Annotated in this window: 15 protein-coding genes; 10 read left to right on the top strand and 5 right to left on the bottom strand. The window is 67.1% G+C overall.

Annotation, left to right across the window (positions count from 1 at the left end; translation table 11 throughout):
• The first annotated feature begins 112 nt into the window (after positions 1–112).
• The 6 genes from leuC (at position 113) to glpK (ending at position 8,109) form a co-directional block, all read left to right on the top strand.
• Entirely contained in the window at positions 113–1,561 is a 1,449-nt protein-coding gene (leuC, locus tag ASD86_RS22950; RefSeq protein ID WP_056116327.1) for a 3-isopropylmalate dehydratase large subunit, read from the top strand.
• Complete coding sequence (gene leuD / locus ASD86_RS22945; RefSeq protein ID WP_056116324.1) at positions 1,561–2,205, top strand: 3-isopropylmalate dehydratase small subunit; 645 nt, start codon at positions 1,561–1,563, stop codon at positions 2,203–2,205. The genes leuC and leuD overlap by 1 nt, the downstream gene beginning before the upstream one ends.
• The gene (gene leuB, locus ASD86_RS22940) at positions 2,195–3,283 is read left to right on the top strand and encodes a 3-isopropylmalate dehydrogenase (RefSeq protein WP_056116320.1); all 1,089 of its coding nucleotides are present in this window, start codon (positions 2,195–2,197) and stop codon (positions 3,281–3,283) included. Before leuD ends, leuB begins: the two co-directional genes overlap by 11 nt.
• 387 nt (positions 3,284–3,670) lie before the next feature.
• The gene (gene glpD / locus ASD86_RS22935; RefSeq protein WP_056116579.1) at positions 3,671–5,170 is read left to right on the top strand and encodes a glycerol-3-phosphate dehydrogenase; all 1,500 of its coding nucleotides are present in this window, start codon (positions 3,671–3,673) and stop codon (positions 5,168–5,170) included.
• 473 nt (positions 5,171–5,643) lie between these two features.
• The gene (locus ASD86_RS22930; protein ID WP_235567868.1) at positions 5,644–6,366 is read left to right on the top strand and encodes an MIP/aquaporin family protein; all 723 of its coding nucleotides are present in this window, start codon (positions 5,644–5,646) and stop codon (positions 6,364–6,366) included.
• Positions 6,367–6,603: 237 nt separating this feature from the next.
• On the top strand, positions 6,604–8,109 hold the full coding sequence (gene glpK / locus ASD86_RS22925) for a glycerol kinase GlpK (protein ID WP_056116314.1): 1,506 nt from the start codon (positions 6,604–6,606) through the stop codon (positions 8,107–8,109).
• Between the two features lie 173 nt (positions 8,110–8,282).
• Here glpK and ASD86_RS22920 read toward each other — a convergent pair whose 3' ends face one another.
• Together ASD86_RS22920 and ASD86_RS22915 are read right to left on the bottom strand one after the other, a co-directional pair.
• On the bottom strand, positions 8,283–11,444 hold the full coding sequence (locus ASD86_RS22920) for an efflux RND transporter permease subunit (RefSeq protein ID WP_056116311.1): 3,162 nt from the start codon (positions 11,442–11,444) through the stop codon (positions 8,283–8,285).
• A gap of 118 nt (positions 11,445–11,562) precedes the next feature.
• Positions 11,563–12,741: an efflux RND transporter periplasmic adaptor subunit gene (locus ASD86_RS22915; protein ID WP_082578642.1), complete on the bottom strand. Its 1,179-nt coding sequence runs from the start codon at positions 12,739–12,741 to the stop codon at positions 11,563–11,565.
• Positions 12,742–13,086: 345 nt separating this feature from the next.
• Between ASD86_RS22915 and ASD86_RS22905 the strand changes: the two genes are divergently transcribed.
• From ASD86_RS22905 to ASD86_RS22895, 3 genes are all read left to right on the top strand, one after another.
• A complete protein-coding gene (locus tag ASD86_RS22905; RefSeq protein WP_056116575.1) occupies positions 13,087–13,680 on the top strand; it encodes a TetR/AcrR family transcriptional regulator in 594 nt (197 codons plus the stop codon).
• Positions 13,681–13,865: 185 nt separating this feature from the next.
• Positions 13,866–14,534, top strand: coding sequence for a protein-L-isoaspartate O-methyltransferase (locus tag ASD86_RS22900; RefSeq protein WP_056116573.1), 669 nt, complete (start codon positions 13,866–13,868; stop codon positions 14,532–14,534).
• A gap of 88 nt (positions 14,535–14,622) precedes the next feature.
• Entirely contained in the window at positions 14,623–16,041 is a 1,419-nt protein-coding gene (locus ASD86_RS22895; RefSeq protein ID WP_056116302.1) for a TolC family outer membrane protein, read from the top strand.
• A 414-nt stretch (positions 16,042–16,455) separates the two neighbouring features.
• Here ASD86_RS22895 and waaA read toward each other — a convergent pair whose 3' ends face one another.
• Positions 16,456–17,754, bottom strand: a complete 1,299-nt coding sequence (gene waaA, locus ASD86_RS22885) for a lipid IV(A) 3-deoxy-D-manno-octulosonic acid transferase (protein WP_056116295.1) — start codon at positions 17,752–17,754, stop codon at positions 16,456–16,458.
• Between the two features lie 165 nt (positions 17,755–17,919).
• On the opposite strand from waaA, the gene lpxL reads away from it, so the two are divergent.
• Positions 17,920–18,846, top strand: coding sequence for an LpxL/LpxP family Kdo(2)-lipid IV(A) lauroyl/palmitoleoyl acyltransferase (lpxL, locus tag ASD86_RS22880; protein WP_056116292.1), 927 nt, complete (start codon positions 17,920–17,922; stop codon positions 18,844–18,846).
• A 236-nt stretch (positions 18,847–19,082) separates the two neighbouring features.
• Here lpxL and ASD86_RS22875 read toward each other — a convergent pair whose 3' ends face one another.
• A complete protein-coding gene (locus ASD86_RS22875) occupies positions 19,083–20,483 on the bottom strand; it encodes an O-antigen ligase family protein (RefSeq protein WP_235567867.1) in 1,401 nt (466 codons plus the stop codon).
• The gene (locus ASD86_RS22870; RefSeq protein WP_056116289.1) at positions 20,449–21,591 is read right to left on the bottom strand and encodes a glycosyltransferase; all 1,143 of its coding nucleotides are present in this window, start codon (positions 21,589–21,591) and stop codon (positions 20,449–20,451) included. The genes ASD86_RS22875 and ASD86_RS22870 overlap by 35 nt, the downstream gene beginning before the upstream one ends.
• Positions 21,592–21,594: the final 3 nt, after the last annotated feature.

The following is a 21,594-nucleotide window of genomic DNA, read 5'->3' as shown; positions in this document are numbered from 1 at the left end:
GCGTTCGCGGGAATGACGAGCGGTGAGTGCCTAGCACGATTGAACAGCACCACCCAATCCGTCCCAAATCAACAGCTCCAGCCAAAGCAGCCAAAGCAGAACACCCGACTCCATGACAACCACCACGCCCCATCCCACCACCCTGTTCGAAAAACTGTGGAACGCCCACCTGGTCGCGCCCGAAAGCGACACCGCGCCCGCCGTGCTCTACATCGATCTGCACCTGATCCACGAGGTCACCTCGCCGCAGGCCTTCGCCGAACTCGAAGCGCGCGGCCTGTCGCCGCGCCGGCCCGATCTGACCAAGGGCACCCTCGATCACTCCACCCCAACCCTGCCCGCCGGCAACGACGGCCGTCTGCCCTACTACACCGCCGAGGCCGAGCATCAGGTCGACACCCTGCGCCGCAACTGCGAACGCCATGGTGTGGAGCTGTTCGATTTCGATAGCGATTACCGCGGCATCGTCCACGTAATCGGCCCCGAGCTGGGCTTGACCCAGCCCGGTCAGACCATCGTCTGCGGCGACAGCCACACCGCCACACACGGTGCGTTCGGCGCATTGGCGTTCGGCATCGGCACCAGCGAAGTCGGCCACGTGCTCGCGACCCAATGCCTGCTGCAACGCCGCGCCAAGACCCTGGCGATCAACGTCGAAGGCGAACTCGCGCCCGGCGTTGGCGCCAAGGACCTGATCCTGCACGTGATCGGCGAGATCGGCGTCAACGGCGGCACCGGCCACGTCATCGAATACCGCGGCTCGACCATCCGCGCGCTCTCGATGGACGAACGCATGACGGTCTGCAACATGTCGATCGAAGCCGGCGCCCGCGCCGGTTTGATCGCGCCAGATCAAGTCACCTACGACTACCTCGCCAAGACCCCGCGCGCGCCGCGCGGCGCCGATTGGGATCAAGCGGTCGCGCGTTGGAGCCAATTCAAGACCGACGACGGCGCCACCTTCGATCGCGAAGTACATATCGACGCGAGCGCGATCAAGCCGACCCTGACCTGGGGCACACATCCGGGCCAGGTCGCGGCGATCGACGCGCATCTGCCGCAGGGACGCGACGCCGACGAAGCCAAGGCGCTGGCCTATATGGGTTTCGACGGTGGCGCGGCGATGGCCGGGCGTCCGGTCGATGTGGTGTTCGTCGGCAGTTGCACCAATTCGCGTCTGTCCGATCTGCGTCAGGCCGCCGAGGTGTTGCGCGGCCGTCACGTGCATCCGCGCGTGCGCATGCTGGTGGTGCCCGGTTCCGAACAGGTCAAGCGCGACGCCGAGGCCGAAGGCATCGACGCGATCGTGCGCGCGGCCGGCGCCGAATGGCGCGAGCCGGGCTGCTCGATGTGCATCGCCATGAACGGCGATCTGGTCGGTGCCGGCCAGTTGGCGGTGTCCACCAGCAATCGCAATTTCGAAGGCCGTCAGGGCAAGGGCGCGCGCACCTTGCTCGCTTCGCCGCTGACCGCCGCCGCATGCGCGGTCGCAGGGCATGTGGTCGATCCGCGCGCTTACCTCGACCCCGCATTCAACCCGTCGATCAAGGAGGTCGCGTAATGTCCGCATCCGTCCACGCCGCGTCCGCCGACGCCGGCTTCGTCGAACTGATCTCGCGCACCGCGGTGCTGCGCGAACGCAATATCGACACCGACCAGATCATTCCCGCACGTTTCCTGACCACCACCGAGCGCAAGGGCCTGGGCCGGTTCGCCTTCAACGACTGGCGTTACCTCGCCGACGGTTCGCCCAACCCGGAGTTCGAACTCAACAAGCCGCACAACGCCGGCGCGGCGATCCTGGTCGCCGGACGCAACTTCGGTTGCGGCTCCTCGCGCGAACACGCGCCGTGGGCCTTGACCGACCTGGGCCTGCGCGCGGTCATCAGCAGCGAGATCGCCGACATCTTCCGCAGCAATTCGCTCAAGAACGGCCTGCTGCCGATCGTGGTCGCGCAGGACCTGCTCGACGAACTGCTCGACCGGCCCGGTATCGAACTGCGCATCGACGTGCGTACTCGCACCCTGCATTTGCCCGACGGCCGCGCGGTCGAGTTTCCGCTCGACGCTTTCGCCCAGACCTGCTTGATCGAAGGCGTCGACCAGTTGGGCTATCTGCTGCGCCAGATCGACGCCATCCACCATTTCGAACAGCGCCGCGAGGCGGCGCGGAACACTACACAGGAGCAACCCCATGCGCGCTGACATCGTCGTTCTGCCGGGCGACGGCATCGGTCCGGAAGTCACCGCCGCCGCGGTCGAAGTGCTGCGCGCGGTCGCGATCCGTTACGGCCACCAGTTCAACCTGCACGAACACGCGATCGGCGGCGCCGCGATCGACGCCAGCGGCGAGCCGCTGCCGGCCGCTACCCTCGATGCCTGCCGCCGCGCCGACGCGGTGCTGCTCGGCGCGGTCGGCGGGCCGAAGTGGTCCGATCCCAAGGCCAAGGTGCGTCCCGAGCAGGGCCTGCTGGCGCTGCGCAAAGGACTGGGCCTGTACGCCAACCTGCGTCCGGTGCAACCGCACGCGGCCACGCTCGGCGCGTCGCCGATCAAGCCGCATCTGCTGGCCGGGGTTGACCTGATCGTCGTGCGCGAACTCACCGGCGGCATCTATTTCGGCCAGAAGCAGCGCACCGAAACCACCGCCAGCGATCTGTGCGAATACAGCGTCGCGGAAATCGAACGCGTGGTGCGCCGCGCCTGCGAACTCGCGCGCGGACGCCGCAACCACGTGGTCAGCGTCGACAAGGCCAACGTGCTGGAAACCTCGCGCCTGTGGCGCGAAGTCGCCACGCGGGTCGCGCGCGATGAATTCCCCGACGTGACCCTCGAACATCAGCTGGTCGACTCGATGGCCATGCACCTGATCGCCAAGCCCCGCGCGTTCGACGTGATCGTCACCGAGAACATGTTCGGCGACATCCTCACCGATGAGGCCTCGATGCTCGCCGGCTCGCTGGGCCTGCTGCCGTCGGCGTCGCTCGGCGAAGGCAAGGTCGGGCTGTACGAACCGATCCACGGTTCGGCCCCGGACATCGCCGGCCGCGGCATCGCCAACCCCTGCGGCACCATTCTCAGCGCGGCGATGCTGTTGCGCCATTCGCTGGGCCTGCACGCCGAAGCCGAATGCATCGAACAGGCGGTCGCGGCGGTGCTGGACGCCGGCATGCTCACCGCCGACCTGGCGCCGGCCGGGCAGGCCGCGACCACCGCCGACGTCACCGCGGCAGTGCTGGCCCAGCTGGAATTGCCGTGCCAGATCGCCGAGTTGCGCGACTGAGCCGGCGCGGTCGAACCATGCGGCCGCGCCATTATCGAAAAGCAAACCCCGTGAGTGTCCCGCTGTAAACCAAGCACGTCATAAAAGCGATCCATGCAGTGGTATACCCCTTCCCGGTGCCGAGAGGCACCGGGATTTTTTTGCCTGGCCCACGCGCCGCGCATCGCGCGCATCCGACACATTCCCCTCACCCGCCATTGATGTGAACCCAGGCAACAATCGCGCGGTAACCGTATGCCATCATCCTGACGTGTCCTGGGTCGGCGACGCGCGACCCGCAGCCAGTCGCGGGAGCGCATGACCGAGCACGAAGTATCCGGCGTCGACCCGCCCGCTGTTGACCAGCCTGGCGTCGTCGAGCCCGTTGTCGACCCGTCTGCCACGGTTCTGCCCGAGGTCGATGTATTGATCGTCGGCGGCGGCATCAACGGCGTGGCGATCGCGCGCGACGCCGCCGGTCGCGGCCTGTCGGTGCTGCTGTGCGAACGCGACGACATCGCCTCGCACACCTCCAGCGCCAGCACCAAGCTCATCCATGGCGGTCTGCGCTATCTGGAACAGTTCGAGTTCGCCCTGGTCGGCAAGGCCCTGGCTGAACGCAAGCGGCTGCTGCGGATGGCGCCGCACATCATCTGGCCGCTGCGCTTCGTGCTGCCGCATCAGCCGCATCTGCGCCCGGCGTGGATGATCCGCATCGGCCTGTTCCTGTACGACCGCCTCGGCGGCCGGCGCGGACGCGACCTGCCGGGTTCGCGTTCGGTCAACCTGCGCAAGCACATCGCCGGACGACCGCTGCGCGACGAATTCTTTCGCGGCTTCGTCTATTCCGATGCCTGGGTGCAGGACGCGCGCCTGGCCGTGCTCAATGCGATGGACGCCAGCGAGCGCGGCGCGCGCGTGCTGACCCGCACCGCCTGCGTGCACGCGCAACGCGGCGCCGACCATTGGGACGTGCAGTTGCGCGGCGCCGACGGCACGATCCGCCGCGTGCGAGCGCGCGCCCTGGTCAACGCCACCGGCCCGTGGGCGGTGAGCTTCCTCGACCAGGTCGCGCACGTCATCCATTCGCACAATCTGCGCCTGATCAAGGGCAGCCATATCGTCGTACCCAGGCTGTTCGATCACGACCACGCCTACATTTTCCAGCAGCCCGATCGGCGCATCGTGTTCGCGATTCCGTACGAACACGACTACACCCTGATCGGCACCACCGATGTCGATTACCAGGCCGACCCGTCCGCGCCGCGCATCGACGACAGCGAAACCGTGTACCTGTGCGATGCGGCCTCGCGCTATTTCAAACAGCCGATCCGACCGAGCGATGTGGTCTGGACCTACAGCGGTGTGCGTCCGCTGCTCGACGACGACAGCGACAAGGCCTCGGAAATCACCCGCGACTACCTGCTGCTGCTCGACCGCGACGGCGCGCCCTTGCTCAACATCTTCGGCGGCAAGCTGACCACCTCGCGCAAACTCGCCGAAGAAGCCTGCGACACCTTGTCGCCGCTGTTCGGCGCGCCGCGCGCGGCCTGGACCGGCGATGCGCCGCTGCCGGGCGGCGATCTGCCCGATGCGGATTTCGAAGCCTTCCACGAGGATTTCAGCCTGCGCCGCCCGTGGCTGCCCGATGCGCTGGCCTTGCGGCTGTGCCGCAACTACGGCAGCCGCGCGCTGCGGATCGTCGAGAGTTGCGTGCGTCTGGAGGAACTGGGCGAATGCTTCGGCGCGGATTTGTATCGGGCCGAGGTGGATTATCTGATCGACTTCGAATGGGCTCGGACCGCTGAGGATATTTTGTGGCGGCGGTCGAAGCTTGGTTTGCGCTTCAGTCCGGCGCAGGGCGAAGCCTTGCAGCGATACGTATCGCGACGCGCCGTCGACGCATGAAACCGCGCCGGCCACGACAGCCCCCTGTAGGAGCGGCGCAAGCCGCGACCGCGACATCGCGCTTGCGCCGCAACTGGGGTGGCGTGGTCGCGGCTTGCGCCGCTCCTACAGGTCGATACGAACCTGTCGTTAGGCCCCGGCATTGCGCTATCGGCTGGTCGAAAATCCGCAGGCTTCAGCGCCATGCCACCAGTCCGTCATTCCCGCGAAGGCGGGAATCCAGAGACTTCAAACGTTCTCGCACGAAAGGCACTGGATTCCCGCCTTCGCGGGAATGACGGACTGGAGGATTCGCACATATCGGGGTGCGATGCGAATTGGCGATAAGCGATAAGCGATAAGCGATAAGCGATAAGCGATAAGCGATAAGCGATAAGCAAAATAAACAACTCATCAGCATTCGCAGTACTCAGCGCTACCCAGCACCACCCAAAACAATAAAAGCACCACCAGCACCAGGGAGACCCACCGCAATGGCCACACCGATGTCGCAATACCTCAGCGAATTCATCGCCACCGGCATGCTGATCCTGCTCGGCAACGGCGTGGTCGCCGGCGCGCTGTTGAACAAATCCAAGGCGCAGGGCGCCGGCTGGGGCGTGATCACCTCGGCTTGGGGCCTGGCGGTGCTGATCGGCATTTTCATCGCCGGCCCGACCAGCGGCGCGATCATGAATCCCGCGCTCACCATCGCCCTGGCCGCGATCGGAAAACTGTCGTGGGCGGTGGTGCCCGGCTTCGTCGCCGCCCAGATCGCCGGCGCCTTCGTTGGCGCGACCCTGGTCTGGCTCGCCTACCTCGCGCATTGGAAAGTCAGCGACGATCCCGCCGCCAAGCTCGCGATCTTCTGCACCGCGCCGGCGATCCGCGACACCAAGGCCAATGTGCTGACCGAAATCATCGGCACCTTCGCCCTGACCTTCGGCGCGCTCGCGGTCGGCGCCAACACCCTCGCGCCCGGGATGGGGCCGCTCGGTGTCGGTCTGCTGGTCGTCGTCGTCGGCATGTCGCTCGGCGGCCCGACCGGTTACGCGATCAACCCCGCGCGCGACCTCGGCCCGCGCATCGCCCACGCCCTGCTGCCGATCGCCGGCAAGGGCGGCTCGGATTGGGGCTATGCATGGGTGCCCGTCGTCGCGCCGATCGTTGGCGCGCTGATCGGGGCGTTCGCGTTCGTGGCCGTTTACGGCCGCTAAGAAGTGAGTTCAGAGGAGTGAGGAATGAGTAGAAGCGGGAGTCTCGCAACTGCCACTCTCCCGCTCGACATTGTCTGCCTGTGCTCTTACTCACTATTCACTCCTCTCCACTCACTCCTCCCAGTGAGGAGCGAGTAGAAGCGGTGAATCCCGCAACTGCTACGCTCTCGCAAAACGCTCACCTCGCTCTTACTCACTCCTCACTCCTCTCCACTCACTCTTCTTCGGCTCAAACCCATGACCGACACCTACATCCTCGCCATCGACCAAGGCACCACCAGCTCGCGCGCGATGCTGTTCGATCGCAACGGCGCGGTGGTCGGCGTGGCGCAGCGCGAGTTCGAACAGATCTTTCCGCGGCCGGGCTGGGTCGAACACGATCCGCGCGAGATCCTCGCCAGCGTGCAGACCACCGCGATCGAGGTGATGACCAAGGCGCAGATCAGCGCCTCGCAGATCGCCGGGATCGGCATCACCAACCAGCGCGAAACCACGGTGGTGTGGGATCGCCACACCGGCCAGGCGGTGCATAACGCGATCGTGTGGCAATCGCGGCAGACCGCGGCGATCTGCGATCAACTCAAGGCCGACGGTTACTCGCAGATGGTGCGCGAACGCACCGGTCTGCTGATCGATGCGTATTTCTCCGGGACCAAGGTCAAGTGGATTCTCGACAACGTCGAGGGCGCGCGCGAAAAGGCCGAGCGCGGCGATCTGCTGTTCGGCACCATCGACACCTGGCTGATCTGGAACCTGTCGGAAAACAAGGCCCACGTCACCGACTACAGCAACGCTTCGCGCACCTTGATGTACGACATCCACAAGCGCCAGTGGTGTCCGGAATTGCTGGAGATGCTGGGGGTGCCGGCGTCGATGCTGCCGGAGGTCCGCTCCAGCAGCGAGGTCTACGCGCACACCGGCGCGCGTCATTTCTTCAACAACTCGGTGCCGATCTGCGGCGTCGCCGGCGACCAGCAGGCGGCGCTGTTCGGCCAAGCCTGCTTCGAGGCCGGCATGGCCAAGAACACCTACGGCACCGGCTGTTTCCTGCTGATGAACACCGGCGAGAAAGCGGTGCGTTCGGACAACGGCCTGTTGACCACGATCGCCTGGGGCATCGATGGAAAAGTCGAGTACGCGCTGGAAGGCAGCATCTTCGTCGCCGGCTCGGCGGTGCAGTGGCTGCGCGACGGGCTGCGCATGCTCGGCAAGGCCGGGGACTCGCAGGCCTACGCCGAACGCGCGCGTTCGACCGAGGGCGTGTACTTCGTCCCGGCCTTCGTCGGCCTGGGCGCGCCGTACTGGCGCAGCGATGTGCGCGGCGCGATGTTCGGCCTGACCCGCGGCACCAGCAAGGAGCATTTCATTCGTGCGGTGCTCGAATCCCTGGCCTACCAGACCCGCGACGTGCTCAGCGCGATGCAGGCCGATTCCGGGATCGAACTCAAGGCATTGCGCGCCGACGGCGGCGCGATCGCCAACGATTTCACCGCGCAGTTCCAGGCCGACATTCTCAACGTGCCGCTGAATCGTCCACGGGTCAACGAGACCACCGCGCTGGGCGCGGCGTATCTGGCCGGGCTGGCGGTCGGGTTTTGGGAAAGCCGCGAGCAGATCGCGCAGCAGTGGCAGGTCGAGCGCAGCTTCGAGCCGCAAATGCTCGCGGATGAGCGTGAGAAGTTGTATGCGGGATGGAAGCGCGCGATCGAGGCGACCTTGGCTTTCAGCGTCGAACACGCCTGAACAAAGCCCCGCTTGTCTCCCTCTCCCGCAAAGCGGGAGAGGGTTGGGGTGAGGGCGCGCGCGGCTTCAAGATGGCGTCGCCTCTGCGATAGCACTTGCCCTCACCCCGCCCCTCTCCCGCTATGCGGGAGAGGGAGACAAGCAAATGGGCGGGAGAGGGAGACAAGTTCAACTCAGGTGTCTTCCGGCACCTTCACCTTGAACCAAGCCGCATACAACGCCGGCAGGAACAACAAGGTCAGCAGCGTCGCCACCATCAACCCGCCCATGATCGCCACCGCCATCGGCCCGAAGAAGGCGCTGCGCGACAGCGGGATCATCGCCAGGATCGCGGCCAGCGCGGTCAGCACGATCGGGCGGAATCGTCGCACCGTCGCATCGACGATGGCCTTCCACGGCTCATGCCCTTCGCCGCGATCCTGTTCGATCTGATCGACCAGGATCACCGAGTTGCGCATGATCATGCCGGCCAGCGCGATCGTGCCGAGCATCGCGACGAAGCCGAACGGCACCCGGAAGATCAGCAGGAACAAGGTCACGCCGATCAAACCCAGCGGCGCGGTCAACAGCACCATGAACGCGCGCGAGAAGCTACGCAGTTGCAACATCAGCAGCGTGAACACCGCGAACAGGAACAGCGGCATGCCGGCGTTGATCGATTTCTGTCCGCGTGCGGAGTCCTCGACGCTGCCGCCGACCTCGATCGAGTAACCATAGGGTAGCTGCGCGCGCAGTCCGTCCAGGGTCGGCGAGATCTGCGCCATCACCGAGGCCGGCTGGGTGCCGTCGTAGATGTCGGCGCGCACGGTCATGGTCGGCAGGCGATCGCGATGCCAGATGATGCCTTCCTCGAAGCCGTATTCGAGCGTGGCGATCTGGGTCAGCGGCACGCTGCGGTTGTTGCTGGTCGGGACCATCAGGCTGCCGAGCATGTCCAGTTGCAGACGTTCCTGATCCGGCCCGCGCAGCAGCATCTCGATCAGTTCGTTGCTCTCGCGATAGGTGCTGATGTGCGAGCCCGACAACGAACTGGACAGGAACTGCGACAACTGCGCCGAGGTGATGCCCAACGCGCGAGCGCGTTCCTGATCGACCTGCAGGCGCACCACCTTGCTGGGTTCGTCCCAATCCAGATTGACGTTGGCCACGTGCGCGTTGGCGCGGATCTTTTCGCGCGCCTGGTAGGCGATCTTGCGCACCACGTCGATGTGTTCGCCGGACACGCGGAACTGCACCGGGTAACCGACCGGCGGGCCGTTCTCCAGGCGCGTCACCCGCAACTGCAGCTCGGGGAAGTGCGGTACCACGTCCTTGATGATCCAGGTGCGCAGGATTTCGCGATCGGCCAGGGTCTTGGGCATCAGCACGAACTGGGCGAAGTTCGCCGCCGGCAGCTGTTGATCCAGCGGCAGGTAGAAACGCGGCGAACCGGTACCGACATAGGCGACGTAGTTGCCCAGGTCCTTGCGCTGCTTGAGCATCGCTTCCAGGCGCTTGGCCTGTTCGGTGGTCTGGCGCAGCGAGCTGCCTTCGGCCAGCTCCATGTCGACCATCAGCTCCGGACGCACCGAGTCGGGGAAGAACTGCTGCGGCACGAAACGGAACAGGAAGATCGAACCGATGAACGCGGCGATGGTGATGCCGATCACCAGCCAGCGCCGGCGCACGCACCAGGTCACCCAGCCGCGGAAACGCACATAGAACTTGGTTTCGTACGGATCGTGCGCATGACCCACCGGCTCCTTCGGCGCGAGCACGCTTTCGAACATCGGCACGCGCTTGGCCATGCGGCTGCGCGCATCGCGCCAGCGCGCGGCGAGCGAACCGGGCTTGGGCAACGCGGCCGCGGCGCCGTGATCGGGCAACAGTTTGTCGCCGAGGAACGGGATGAACGCGACCGCGGCGATCCACGACACGCACAGCGCGATCGTCACCACCTGGAACAGCGAGCGGGTGTATTCGCCGGTGCTCGATGCGGCGGTCGCGATCGGCAGGAAGCCCGCCGCGGTGATCAAGGTGCCGGTCAGCATCGGGAAGGCGGTGCTGTCCCAGGCGAACGCGGCCGCGCGCAGGCGATCGAAGCCCTGCTCCATCTTGATCGCCATCATCTCGACCGCGATGATCGCGTCGTCGACCAACAGCCCCAGCGCCAGCACCAGCGCGCCGAGCGATATCTTGTGCAGGCCGACGCCGAAGAAATCCATCACCGCGAAGGTCATCGCCAGCACCAGCGGAATCGACAGCGCCACCACCAGACCGGTGCGCAGGCCGAGCGAGAAGAAACTCACCAGCAACACGATCGCCACAGCTTCAGCCAGCACGCGCACGAACTCGCCGACCGATTCCTCGACCGCGGCGGGTTGATCGGCGACCTTGCGCAGCTGCATGCCGGCCGGCAGGGTCTTCTGCAGCGCGGCGAATTCGGTTTCAAGCGTCTTGCCGAGCTTGAGGATGTCGCCGCCCTGCTTCATCGACACGCCGATGCCGATCGCATCCTGGCCCATGAAACGCATGCGCGGCTGCGGCGGATCGGAGAACCCGCGACGCACGTCGGCGACATCGCCCAGGCGGAAGGTGCGGTCGCCGACCCGGATCGGGAACTGCTTGATCTGTTCGACCGAGGTGAACTGGCCGCCGACCCGCAGCGGCACGCGGCTCGACGCGGTTTCGAAGAAACCGGCCGGCGCCAGCGCATTCTGCTGGTTGAGCGCGTCCTGCACCGCCTGCGCGGGCACGCCGAGGGTCGAAAGCTTCACGTTCGACAGCTCGACCCAGATCTTTTCGTCCTGCACGCCGATCAGTTCGATCTTGCCGACGTCGGTCTGACTTTGCAGGGCCAACTGGACGCGTTCGGCGTAATCCTTGAGCACGGCGTAGTCGAAACCTTCGCCGGTCAACGCGTAGATGTTGCCGAAGGTGTCGCCGAATTCGTCGTTGAAGAACGGGCCGACCACATCGCCGGGCAAGGTCGGGCGGATGTCGCTGATCTTCTTGCGCACCTGATACCACAGCGGCTGGATGTCGCCCGAATGCATCGAGTCGCGCGCGGCGAAGATCACCTGCGATTCGCCCGGCCGCGAGTACGAGCGGATGAACTCGTATTCGCCGGTTTCCATGAGCTTTTTCTCGATCCGCTCGGTGACCTGGCGCGAGACTTCCTCGGCGGTCGCGCCGGGCCACAAGGTGCGCACGACCATGACCTTGAAGGTGAACGCAGGGTCTTCGCTGCGGCCCAGGCGCAGGTACGACATCGCGCCGGCGATCGCCAGCACCAGCATCGCGTAGACGATCAGGCTGCGATGGCGCAGGGCCCATTCGGAAAGGTTGAAGCGCATAGATAAACCCACTTCGATATCCCCCTCTCCCGTTTACGGGAGAGGGCAGGGGTGAGGGCGCAAGCGCCGGCAAACTAGAATTCAGTGATGCGCGGGCCGTCAGGCTCACGCATCGCGATCACTTCCCAACCGGATGGTTTTCGCGATCGACCGCGACCACCTTTTGTCCGTCGCGCAACAGATGGCCGCCGGCGGTGACGACCCAGTCGTTGGCGCCCAGTCCCTTGATGACCGGTACGCGCTCCTGGCCGTAAGGTCCGACGACGATGGGTTTCAACTTCACGATCCCGCTGCCGATATCGGCGACGAACACCGCCGTGCCGTTGCCGGTGCGCTGCACCGCCGCGAGCGGCACGCTGAGCCCGGAGGCGGCGGTATCGGCTTGGTAGATGCGCGCGCTCTGACCCAGCTCCAGCGTCCCGTCCGGTGCATCGACGGTGACCCGCGCCGCGTAGGTGCGCGAGGCCGGATCGGCCGCGGGCGACACTTCGCGGACCCGGCCCGGCCAGCGCTTGCCGGCCTGCGACCACAGTTCGATCAACACCTCCTGGCCGGGCTTGAAGGTCGCGATCGCGCCTTCGGGCACGGCGAAGGCGATTTCGCGCGCGCCGTCGGCGGCCAGCGCGAACACCTGCTGGCCGGCGGCGACGACCTGCCCGGCTTCGGCGTTGCGCGAAGCGATCACCCCGGCGCTGGGCGCGCGCAACTGGGTGTAGGCCGACTGGTTCTTCGCCACTTCCAGATTGGCGCGGGCCGAATTGAGCTGACCCTGCGCGGCCTTGGCCGCGGCGTCCTGCGCGTCCTGGGCCGAGCGGCTGACCAATTGGTCCTTGCTCAGCTGAGCGAAACGGACCTGATCGGCGCGGGCCCGCGCGTATTCGGCCTCGGCCGCCGCGTACTGGGCCTGGGCCGCGCGCGCCTGGGCGTCGAGATCGCCCGGGTCGAGCACCGCCAGCACCTGGCCGGCGGCGACGTGCGCGCCGACATCGACCTTGCGCTCGATCAGCTTGCCGGCGACCCGGAACGACAGCGGGCTCTCTTCGCGCGCCCGCACCTCGCCGGCATAGGCCGACACCGCATTGATCGCGCCGCTGGGCTGGGCGACCAGCACCGGCCGCGGCGCCTCGACCACCGGCTTGCCATCGCCGCAGGCGGCCAGGCTCAACGCCAGCGCCGTGACCAGCAGCGCCGCTACCGGCCGTGTCCATGCCGCTGCTTGGGCCGCCGATCGGGCCGCACCGGCGGCGCCCGCGCCGAGCGGTACCGGGGTGGTGGCGGAAAAAATCCGGCTACGCATTGCGGATGGCCTCATAGGGAATTAATGTACTTGGCGGTACTGTATAAATATCGAACCACGTAGTCCAGTATTGTGTCCATGCCGACGCCCCCCACCACGTCCACCGCGCTCCCACCCGCCACCGCGGACCAGCCGAAGCCGACCGCGCCGCCATCCACATCAGCGCAGGCACCGAAGCCCATCCCGTCCGCAGCAGCCCAGCCAAAGCCAAAGCCCACCGTGCCCCCATCCGCACCAGCACAGGACCCGCCGAAGCCCACCGCGAACACCTCCGCGGACAAGCCGGCCGCCTCCGCGCCTCCGGCCGCCTCGACCAAGCCCGCCGGTCCTGGCCGCCCCAAGGACCTGAGCAAGCGCAACGCCATCCTCGAAGCCGCCAAGCGCCTGTTCCTGAGCGACGGCTACGACGGCGTGAGCATGGACCAGATCGCGGCCGGCGCCGGGGTCTCGAAACTCACCGTCTACAGCCATTTCGGCGACAAGGAGACCTTGTTCAGCGCGGCGGTGCAGGCCTATTGCGAGCAGCATCTGCCGCCGCCGCTGTTCGAACCGGCCCCGGCGACCGCGCTGCGCGAGCGCCTGATCGAGATCGCCACCGCCTTCTACGAGATGATCAGCACCCCCGAGGCGATCCAGATCCACCGCCTGCTGTGCTCGCCGCAGTTGGCCGAATCGCCGTTGTCGAAGATGTTCTGGGATGCCGGTCCGCAACGCCTGCACGACGAATTCGCCGCGCTGCTGCAGCGGCGGGTCGAGGCTGGCGAACTGGAGATCGAGGACCCGGCCCGCGCCGCGACTCAGTTCTTCGCCCTGATCAAGGGCGAACCGCACGCCATGCTGATGTTCGGCTGCGGCGTCACCGCGCCGGCCGAGCTGACCGTCCACATCGAGGCCTCGGTAGCGATGTTCCTGCGCGCTTATGCCCGGCGCGAGCGGTGACTGTGCCGGGTCTGGCCGCCCGCGCCGATGCGGCGAACGCGCCGCCAAACGGCACGGTGCCGGGAGTTCCGGTGACTTTCGGCACTAAGCCCGGCCCCCGCCGTGGTTGATTCTTTTTCCGCCGGGGGCCGTGCGGTCCCGGTAGAATTCGCAATTCCCGCGCACGATTCAGAAGACTGCTCATGATTACGATCGATTACGCCAAGGCCCGCGAAACGATGGTCGAACAACAGGTTCGGCCGTGGGACGTGCTCGACCCGCGCGTGCTCGATGTGCTGGCGACCGTGCCGCGCGAGGCGTTCGTCGCCGACGCGCATCGCAACCTCGCCTACACCGACATCTCGCTGCCGCTGGCGCATGGTCAGTTCATGATGAAGCCGGTGCTCGAAGGCCGCACCCTGCAGTCGCTGGCGGTGGACCCGACCGACGACGTGCTCGAGATCGGCACCGGCAGCGGCTACCTCACCGCCTGCCTCGGCCGGCTGGCGCGCGAAGTGGTCAGCCTGGAAATCCATGCCGATCTGGCCGCGACCGCGCGCGCGCGCTTGGCCGCGCAGAACGTGCTCAACGCCCAGGTGATTCAGGCCGACGCGCTGAACTACAGCACCGACCGCCGCTTCAACGCGATCTGCGTGACCGGCGCGGTCTACCAGATTCCGCAGCAGTGGCTGCAGTGGCTGCAGCCCGGCGGACGCCTGTTCGTGATGCGCGGCCGCTCGCCGGCGATGGAAGGCATCGTGGTCACCGCCTCGGCCGAGCGCAACGAAGTCAACGCTTCGCGCATCCAATCGTTGTTCGAAACCGATCTGCCTTACCTCGAAGGCGCGGCGCCCGCGCCGGCCTTCGAGTTCTGACGATCCTGTCAGTCAACCGTCAGTCCCTCGTAAGAACCCGCGTGCCAGCATGCGGGTTCTCAAATACCAGCAAGTCCAAGGAAGCCGCATGATCCGCCGTCCGCTCGCTCTTGCCCTGGCTCTCGTCCTGCTGCCGGCCGCCGCGTCGGCGGAAGATCTGTTGCAGACCTATGAGCTCGCGCGCCAGGGCGACCCGGTGCTGTCGGCCGCCGAGTCCAACCGGCTGGTGACCCAGGAGGACCGCATCCAGGCCCGCGCCCGGCTGCTGCCGTCGCTGGCGGGCGAAGCGCGCCTGAGCCGCAGCCGCAACGACAGCGAAGCCAACGGCCTCGTCGATCCGACCGATCCCACTTCCGGCATCGCGCCGGGCACCAACGTGCGATCGGATACCACCTCGCGCAATTATTCGATCAGCGCCAGCCAGCCGATCTACAACCGCGCCAGCATCAAGAACCTGCAAAGCCAGAACGCGCTGAGCGAAGCCAGCGACTTCACTCTGGAATCGACCAGTCAGGCGCTGATCACCCGCACCTCGCAGGCGTATTTCAACGTGCTGGTCGCGCTGGAAAACCTGGCCGCGGCCGAAGCGGCAGAAGCCGCGCTGCAGAAGCAGTTCGACTACGCCTCCAAGCGCCTGGAAGTCGGCCTGGCGCCGATCACCGACGTGCACGAAGCGCGCGCCCAGTACGACGACGCGCGCGCACGCACCATCACCACCCGCAACACCGTCGAAGACTCATATCAGGCGCTGAGCGAAATCACCGGCCAGCCGGTGCGCACGCTCAAGGCGCTGCCGGCCGACTTCAAGCCGGTGCTGCCCGAAGCGCAGCAGGTCGAGACCTGGGTCAACAACGCGGTGCAGGGCAATCCCTCGCTGCGCGCGCAGGAACTGGCGGTGCGCGCCGCCGACATCAGCGTGGAAACCGCGCGCGCCGGCCACTGGCCGACGCTGACCCTGAGCGGCAGCTACGGCGACAACGCCAGCTGGGGCGACCGCACCTTCGCCGGCCAGACCCAGGCGCTCAGCGGCAGCGCCAGCCACGGCCCGAGCATCGGCCTGACTCTGTCGGTGCCGCTGTACAGCGGCGGTTCAGTCCAATCGGGCGTGCGTCAGGCGCTGGCCCGTCGCGACGCCGCGCAGGACGAACTCGAGCGCCAGAAGCGCCTGCTGGTGCGCAACACCCGCAACGCCTACCAGACCCTGGTCGCCGGCATCAGCGAAGTCGAAGCGCGCCGCCTGGCGGTGGTTTCGGCGCAGGCCGCGTACGACGCTTCGCAGGTCGGCCTGGAAGTCGGCACCCGCACCGTGCTGGACGTGTTGAACAACCAGCGCACCTTGCTGCAGGCGCAGCAGGCCTACGCCCAGTCCAAGTACAACTTCCTGCAGAACCGTCTGCTGCTGGAGCAGTCGGCCGGCTCGCTCGACGTCGCCGACGTGCAGGACATCAACCGCCTGCTGACCGCCGAGGCCGCGACCAACCTCGCGCCGCCGCCGGGGATGCAGTGATCGGGTAGCTAACGGAATCGTCCGCGAAGGATCAGCGTTCTTAGCGGATTCGCGATAGATCAAAAAACCGCCGGCATGTCCGGCGGTTTTTTGTTGGGTCGGTTTTGGTGGGTCGGCTTTGCTAGCGCGATTTTCTCGTCGGCATTTGATGAAACTCGAATTTCGTTGCCGCTCGAACCCTAATCGCTACTCGAATTCCAGGCGCCGTTGCCTTTGCTGTTCCCCCCTTTGGAAAAGGGGGGCAGGGGGGGATTCGCTTTTGCTCTGCGCTATTGCGCTGTCAGGGGACAATTGCAAAAACAAAAGCAAAAGCGAATCCCCCCTACCCCCCTTTTCCAAAGGGGGGAACAGCAACAGCAACAGCGCGGGCAAGAACAACAGCAAAAACGCCGACGAACTGGCCGAAACCCAGCGCTACTTCCCCAACGGCGGTAACGCCGGCTGCAGCAATGCCATCGTCCTCGCCAACGCCCCACGCCCCAGCTCGACCAGCGCGCGCCCCGCATCGATCATCTGCGCGCGTTCGATCGGATCGTCGAGCAAGCGCTCGACCGCCGCCTCTACCGCGTCCGCGTCCGGGCCGATGCGCAAGGCGCCGGCATCCTCCAGCCGCTGCGCGATCTCGACGAAGTTGTGCAGATGCGGACCGGTGACGATCGGCGTGCCGGTCGCGGCCGGTTCGAGCAGGTTGTGCCCGCCGATCGCCTGCAGGCTGCCGCCGACGAAGGCCACGTCGGCGCAGGCGTAGAAACTCATCAATTCGCCGAGCGTGTCGATCACGAACACGTCGTCGCCCGGTTGCGGCCAGCGCGCGCGCGAACGCGTCGACACTTGCCAGCCGGCGCTGCGCGCGGTCTCGGCGACCACCCGGAAGCGTTCGGGATGACGCGGCGCCCACAGCAGCAGCAGGCCCGGAAAGCGTTCGCGCAGGCGCCGGTGCATGCCGACCGTCGCGGCTTCCTCGTCCTCGTGCGTGCTCGCCGCGATCCACACCGGCCGCTCGCCGGTGTGGCGATGGCATTCCAGCGCGAATTCCTCCAGCGCATCGGGCACGTTGACGTCGAACTTCAGATTGCCGGTCTCGATGACCTGCTCGGGCCGCGCGCCGAGTTGGATGAAACGCTCGCCGTCGGCGCGCGACTGCGCCGCGACCGTGCGCACCGTACGCAACGCGCGGCTCACCAGCGGCGCGAGCACGCGATAGCCGCGCAGCGAACGTTCCGACAGGCGCGCATTGAGGATATAGGCCGGAATTCCGCGATCGCGACAGCCGAACAACAGGTTCGGCCACAACTCGGTTTCCATGATCAGCGCCGCGCATGGCTTGTGATGGCGCAGGAAACGCCCGACCGCGCCGGGCAGGTCATAGGGCAGATACACGTGTTCGACCGAATCGCCCCAGGCCGCGCGCGCGCGGTCCGAACCGGTCGGGGTGATCGTGCTGACCAGCAGGCGCAGATCCGGACGACCACGGCGCAAGGCGTTCACCAACGGAATCGCCGCGTTGACCTCGCCGACCGAAACCGCGTGCAGCCACAAGGTGCGGGTCTGGGCCGGGCCGCGGTAGATCGCGTAGCGCTCCAGCCAGCGCTGGAAATAGGCCGGCTGGCGAAAACCGCGCCAGATCAGGTGATACACCGTGACCGGGGCCAACAGGTACAGCGCGACCGAATACAGGCCGCGCAACAGGCGCTCGATCAAATCCTTCCGCATGGGCGTAAGGATAAAGGCTGCGGCGGCGATGCGGTGGCCACGACGGCGAGAAGGCGATCCACGCCCCACTCCACCGCGCGCGAATCGGCCCCGGTCCGAATCCCTCCGGCGCGCAGCTTCGGCCGATTGCGCGGCATTCATCGCCTCACCGCATAAACTACCGGCATGGCCGAATCGACCCTGCCCCCACGTCCGTCCCTGCTCTCGCCGCGCCTGTGGCCCATGTGGCTCGCGCTGGCCGCGATGTGCGCGGGCGCGCGCCTGCCCTGGGGCCTGCAACGCGCTTTGGGCGCGCTGATCGGCGCGTTCGCGCTGCGCGCGGCGGGCGAACGCCGGCGCGCGGCGCGGATCAACCTGAAGCTGTGCTTCCCGGAGAAAAGCGAGGCCGAGCGCGAGGTCCTGCTGCGCGAAAGCTTCCGCGACCTGGGCGTGGGCTTCTTCGAATTCGCCCGCGCGTGGTGGGGCGAGGTCGAGCCGATGCGGCGCACGGTGAAGATCGAAGGGCTGGAACTGCTCGACGAGGTGCGCGCGTCCGGACGTGGCGTGCTGATGATCTCCGGCCATTTCATGACCCTGGAGATGTGCGGCCGGCTGATGTGCGATCACCTGCCGCTGGCCGGCATGTACCGCAAGCACCGCAATCCGGTGATGGAATGGGCGGTCAAGCGCGGACGCCTGCGCTATGCCGCGGCGATGTTCACCAACGAGGAAATCCGTCCGGCGATGCGCCACCTCAAGCAAGGCGGTTTCCTGTGGTACGCGCCGGATCAGGACATGCGCGGCAAGGACACCGTGTTCGCGCCGTTCTTCGGCGTGCCGGCGGCGACGATCACCGCGACCCATCAGTTCGCGCGCCTGAGCGGCTGCGCGGTGGTGCCGTTCTTCCATCGTCGCGAAGGTGCCGATTACATCCTGCGGGTCGGCGCGCCGCTGCCCGAGTTTCCGTCCAGCGATGCGACCGACGACAGCGCGCGGGTCAACGCGCAGATCGAAGCGATGGTGCGACAGGCGCCGACGCAATACCTGTGGATTCATCGCCGTTTCAAGCGGCGGCCGCCGGGGATGGTCTCGCCCTATAAAAGCGAGCAGTGAGTGCAGAGGAGTGAGTGGTGAGTAGGAGCAGGAGCTCTGCTACTCACTCCTCACTCCTCTGCACTCGTTACTTGCTTCGCGGCGGCTGCGCCAGCAGGCTGCCGGTAGACAGCGCCGCCAGCAACAACGTCAGCCCGCCCCAGAAAATCGAGATAAGGTCGAGCAGTGAGTGTAGAGGAGTGAGAAGCGAGTAGGAGCAGGAGCTCTGCTACTCACTCCTCACTCCTCTGCACTCGTTACTCGCTTCGCGGCGGTTGCGCGAGCAGGCTACCGGTATACAACGCCGCCAACAGCAACGTCAGCCCGCCCCAGAAGGTCGAATAGAACGCCAGGTGGGTGTTGAACGGAAACACCGTCACCAACAACGCCACCATCGCCGGCCGGGCGCGTTCGCGCGCGGCGCCGTCGGCGAAGGTCCACGCGCGCCAGGCCAGCGCCGCGCCGGCCAGCCACATCAGCAGGCCGAACGCGCCGGTCTCGCTTAGCACTTCCAGCAGCAGTTGATGCGCGTGCAGCGCCGGGCCGTAACCCCAGGACGTGGTCACGCCGGGTTGCGGATCGCAGGCCGGGAACGCTTCGCGGAAACCGCGCGCGCCGACGCCGTTGACCGGATGGGCGGCGACCATGCACAGCGCCGCGCGCCAGATCCGGGTGCGTCCCGACAAGGCGGTATCGACACCGGCCAGATCGGCGCCGACGATCTGCGCGGTGCGCTCCAGGCGTTGATGCACCTGGGTCGAGGTCTGATTCAAGATCACCAGCGCCAGCAGCCCGGCGGCGAACAGCCCGAGCAAACGCTTCCAGCCGAGCATGCGCCAGCCCGACAGCAACAGCACCAGGGCGAAGGTGATCCACGACGCGCGCGAGCCGGCCAGCACCACCACGATGCCGACCGCCGCGGTCGCCGCCAGCCAACCGCCGCGACCGAAACGCCGCCCGACCGCGTACAGCACGAACGGCGAGAAACTCGCGATCACCTGGCCGAGCTTGAGATTGCACGGCCCGAGAATGCCGCCGAGCCGATCGACCGCGGCGATTTCCTCGGCGCTGCAGGTGCCATGGCCGCTGATCGCGACCTTGAGCGAGTCGATCGCGAAGAACAACGGGCTGGTGCCGCTGATCGCCTGCAGCAGCGCATCCACGGTCCAGACACCGACGATGATCGCCAGGCCGCCGAACGTCGTGCGTCGCCCCTGCTCGGATGCGACCGCGGCCGCGACCAGCCACAGGAACGGCAGATAGCGCAGGTCCACCGCCGCTTCGCGCAGCGCGCGGCCGGGATCGACCGCGTCGATCGCCGAGATCAGTTCTGGCAGCCAATAGGCCGCGAACAACACGCTGGTCAAGGCCCAGGCCGGATCGCTGAGCAAGCGCGCGCCGGTGTTGAAGCGCGCCATCACCAGCTTCACCAGCATGGTGATCGCGCCCAGGCTCAGCACCGTCTCGGCGATGCCGGGCGCGAACAACAAGGCGACATAAGCCAGGATCCACACCGGCGCCCAACGCCAACCGACGATCGCCGGCGGCGGCTCGGGCGGACGCGCGCCGGCCCAGTGCAAGGGATCGGCCACGCCTTCGCCGATCGCGGCCGCGACGGCCGCGTCAGGGGGTGTCGACGAGTTCGGCATAGACGGCAAGCGTGGCCTCCTGCATCGCCCGCAGGGAAAACGCCATCGTATCCACTGCCGCCGGCGCTTGCGTTAGCAATTCGCAAGCCGCGTCGTACAAGGCGCGCTCATCGAACGCGGCCACCGCGCCGCGCGGCTGCAGGCGCGCGAGCAGTTCGCCGACGCCGCCGTGGTCCCAGCCCAGCACCGGTCGACCGACCGACAAGGCTTCGATCACGGTACGGCCGAAGGCTTCGGGTTTGCGCGAGAGCTGCAACACCAGATCGCTGGCGGCGTAGGCGCGCGCGATCGCATCGGTTGGCGGGGTCAGCGCGATCGCCGCATCGATGCCCAAGGCCTGCGCCTGCGCTTCGAGTTCGGCGATATAGGCCTCACGCCCGTCGGCGCGCGCGCCGGGCAGCCACAGGCGCGCGTCGCGTCCGTCGGCGCGCAACGCGGCCAGCAGGGTCAGCGCATCGGCATGGCCTTTCAGGCGGGTGCCGCGGCCGGGCAACAGCAGCAGCGGGCCGTCGCCGGCCAGGGCCGGATGCAGCGATGCGGCCCATGCGCGCGCTTGCGGATCGGGCGACGGCGCGCGCGCGAACGCGGCCGGATCGATGCCGCGCGGAATCACCCGCAGGATGTCGGCATCGGTGTCGGGGTAATGCTGCAGCACATAGTCGCGGACCGTGTTCGATACGCAGATCACCCGCTCGCCGCGGGTCATCACCGCGCTGTAGCGCGACGGCGAATTCAAGCCGTGGACGGTGGTGACCCAATGCGGCCGCGCCGATTCGGGCAGGCCGCGCCAGGCCATCAGGCCGACCCAGGCCGGCAGGCGCGAGCGCGCATGCACCAGGTCGACGCCGAGCTGCGCCCACAACCGGCGCAGCGCGAACACGTGCAGCAAGGTCGACGGCGACTTGCGTCCGATCGTCAGTTCGATGTGTTCGGCGCCGGACGCGAGCAGCCGCGGCACCAGTCGGCCGCCGGCGGACACGACGATGGCGCGATGGCCGGCGCGCACCAGCGCGTCGGCTATTTCCAGGGTGGAGCGTTCGACCCCGCCGGATTCCAGCGCCGGCAGCAACTGCATCACCGTCAGCCGGCGCGCGTGGGTCGGCTGCACGGGCGTCATGGC

This window comes from Lysobacter sp. Root690 (genome assembly GCF_001427785.1).
In the GTDB taxonomy this organism is placed as follows: domain Bacteria; phylum Pseudomonadota; class Gammaproteobacteria; order Xanthomonadales; family Xanthomonadaceae; genus Lysobacter.
The sequence above is the reverse complement of the archived record's forward strand: the minus strand, read 5'-3'. Positions and strand labels throughout refer to the sequence as shown.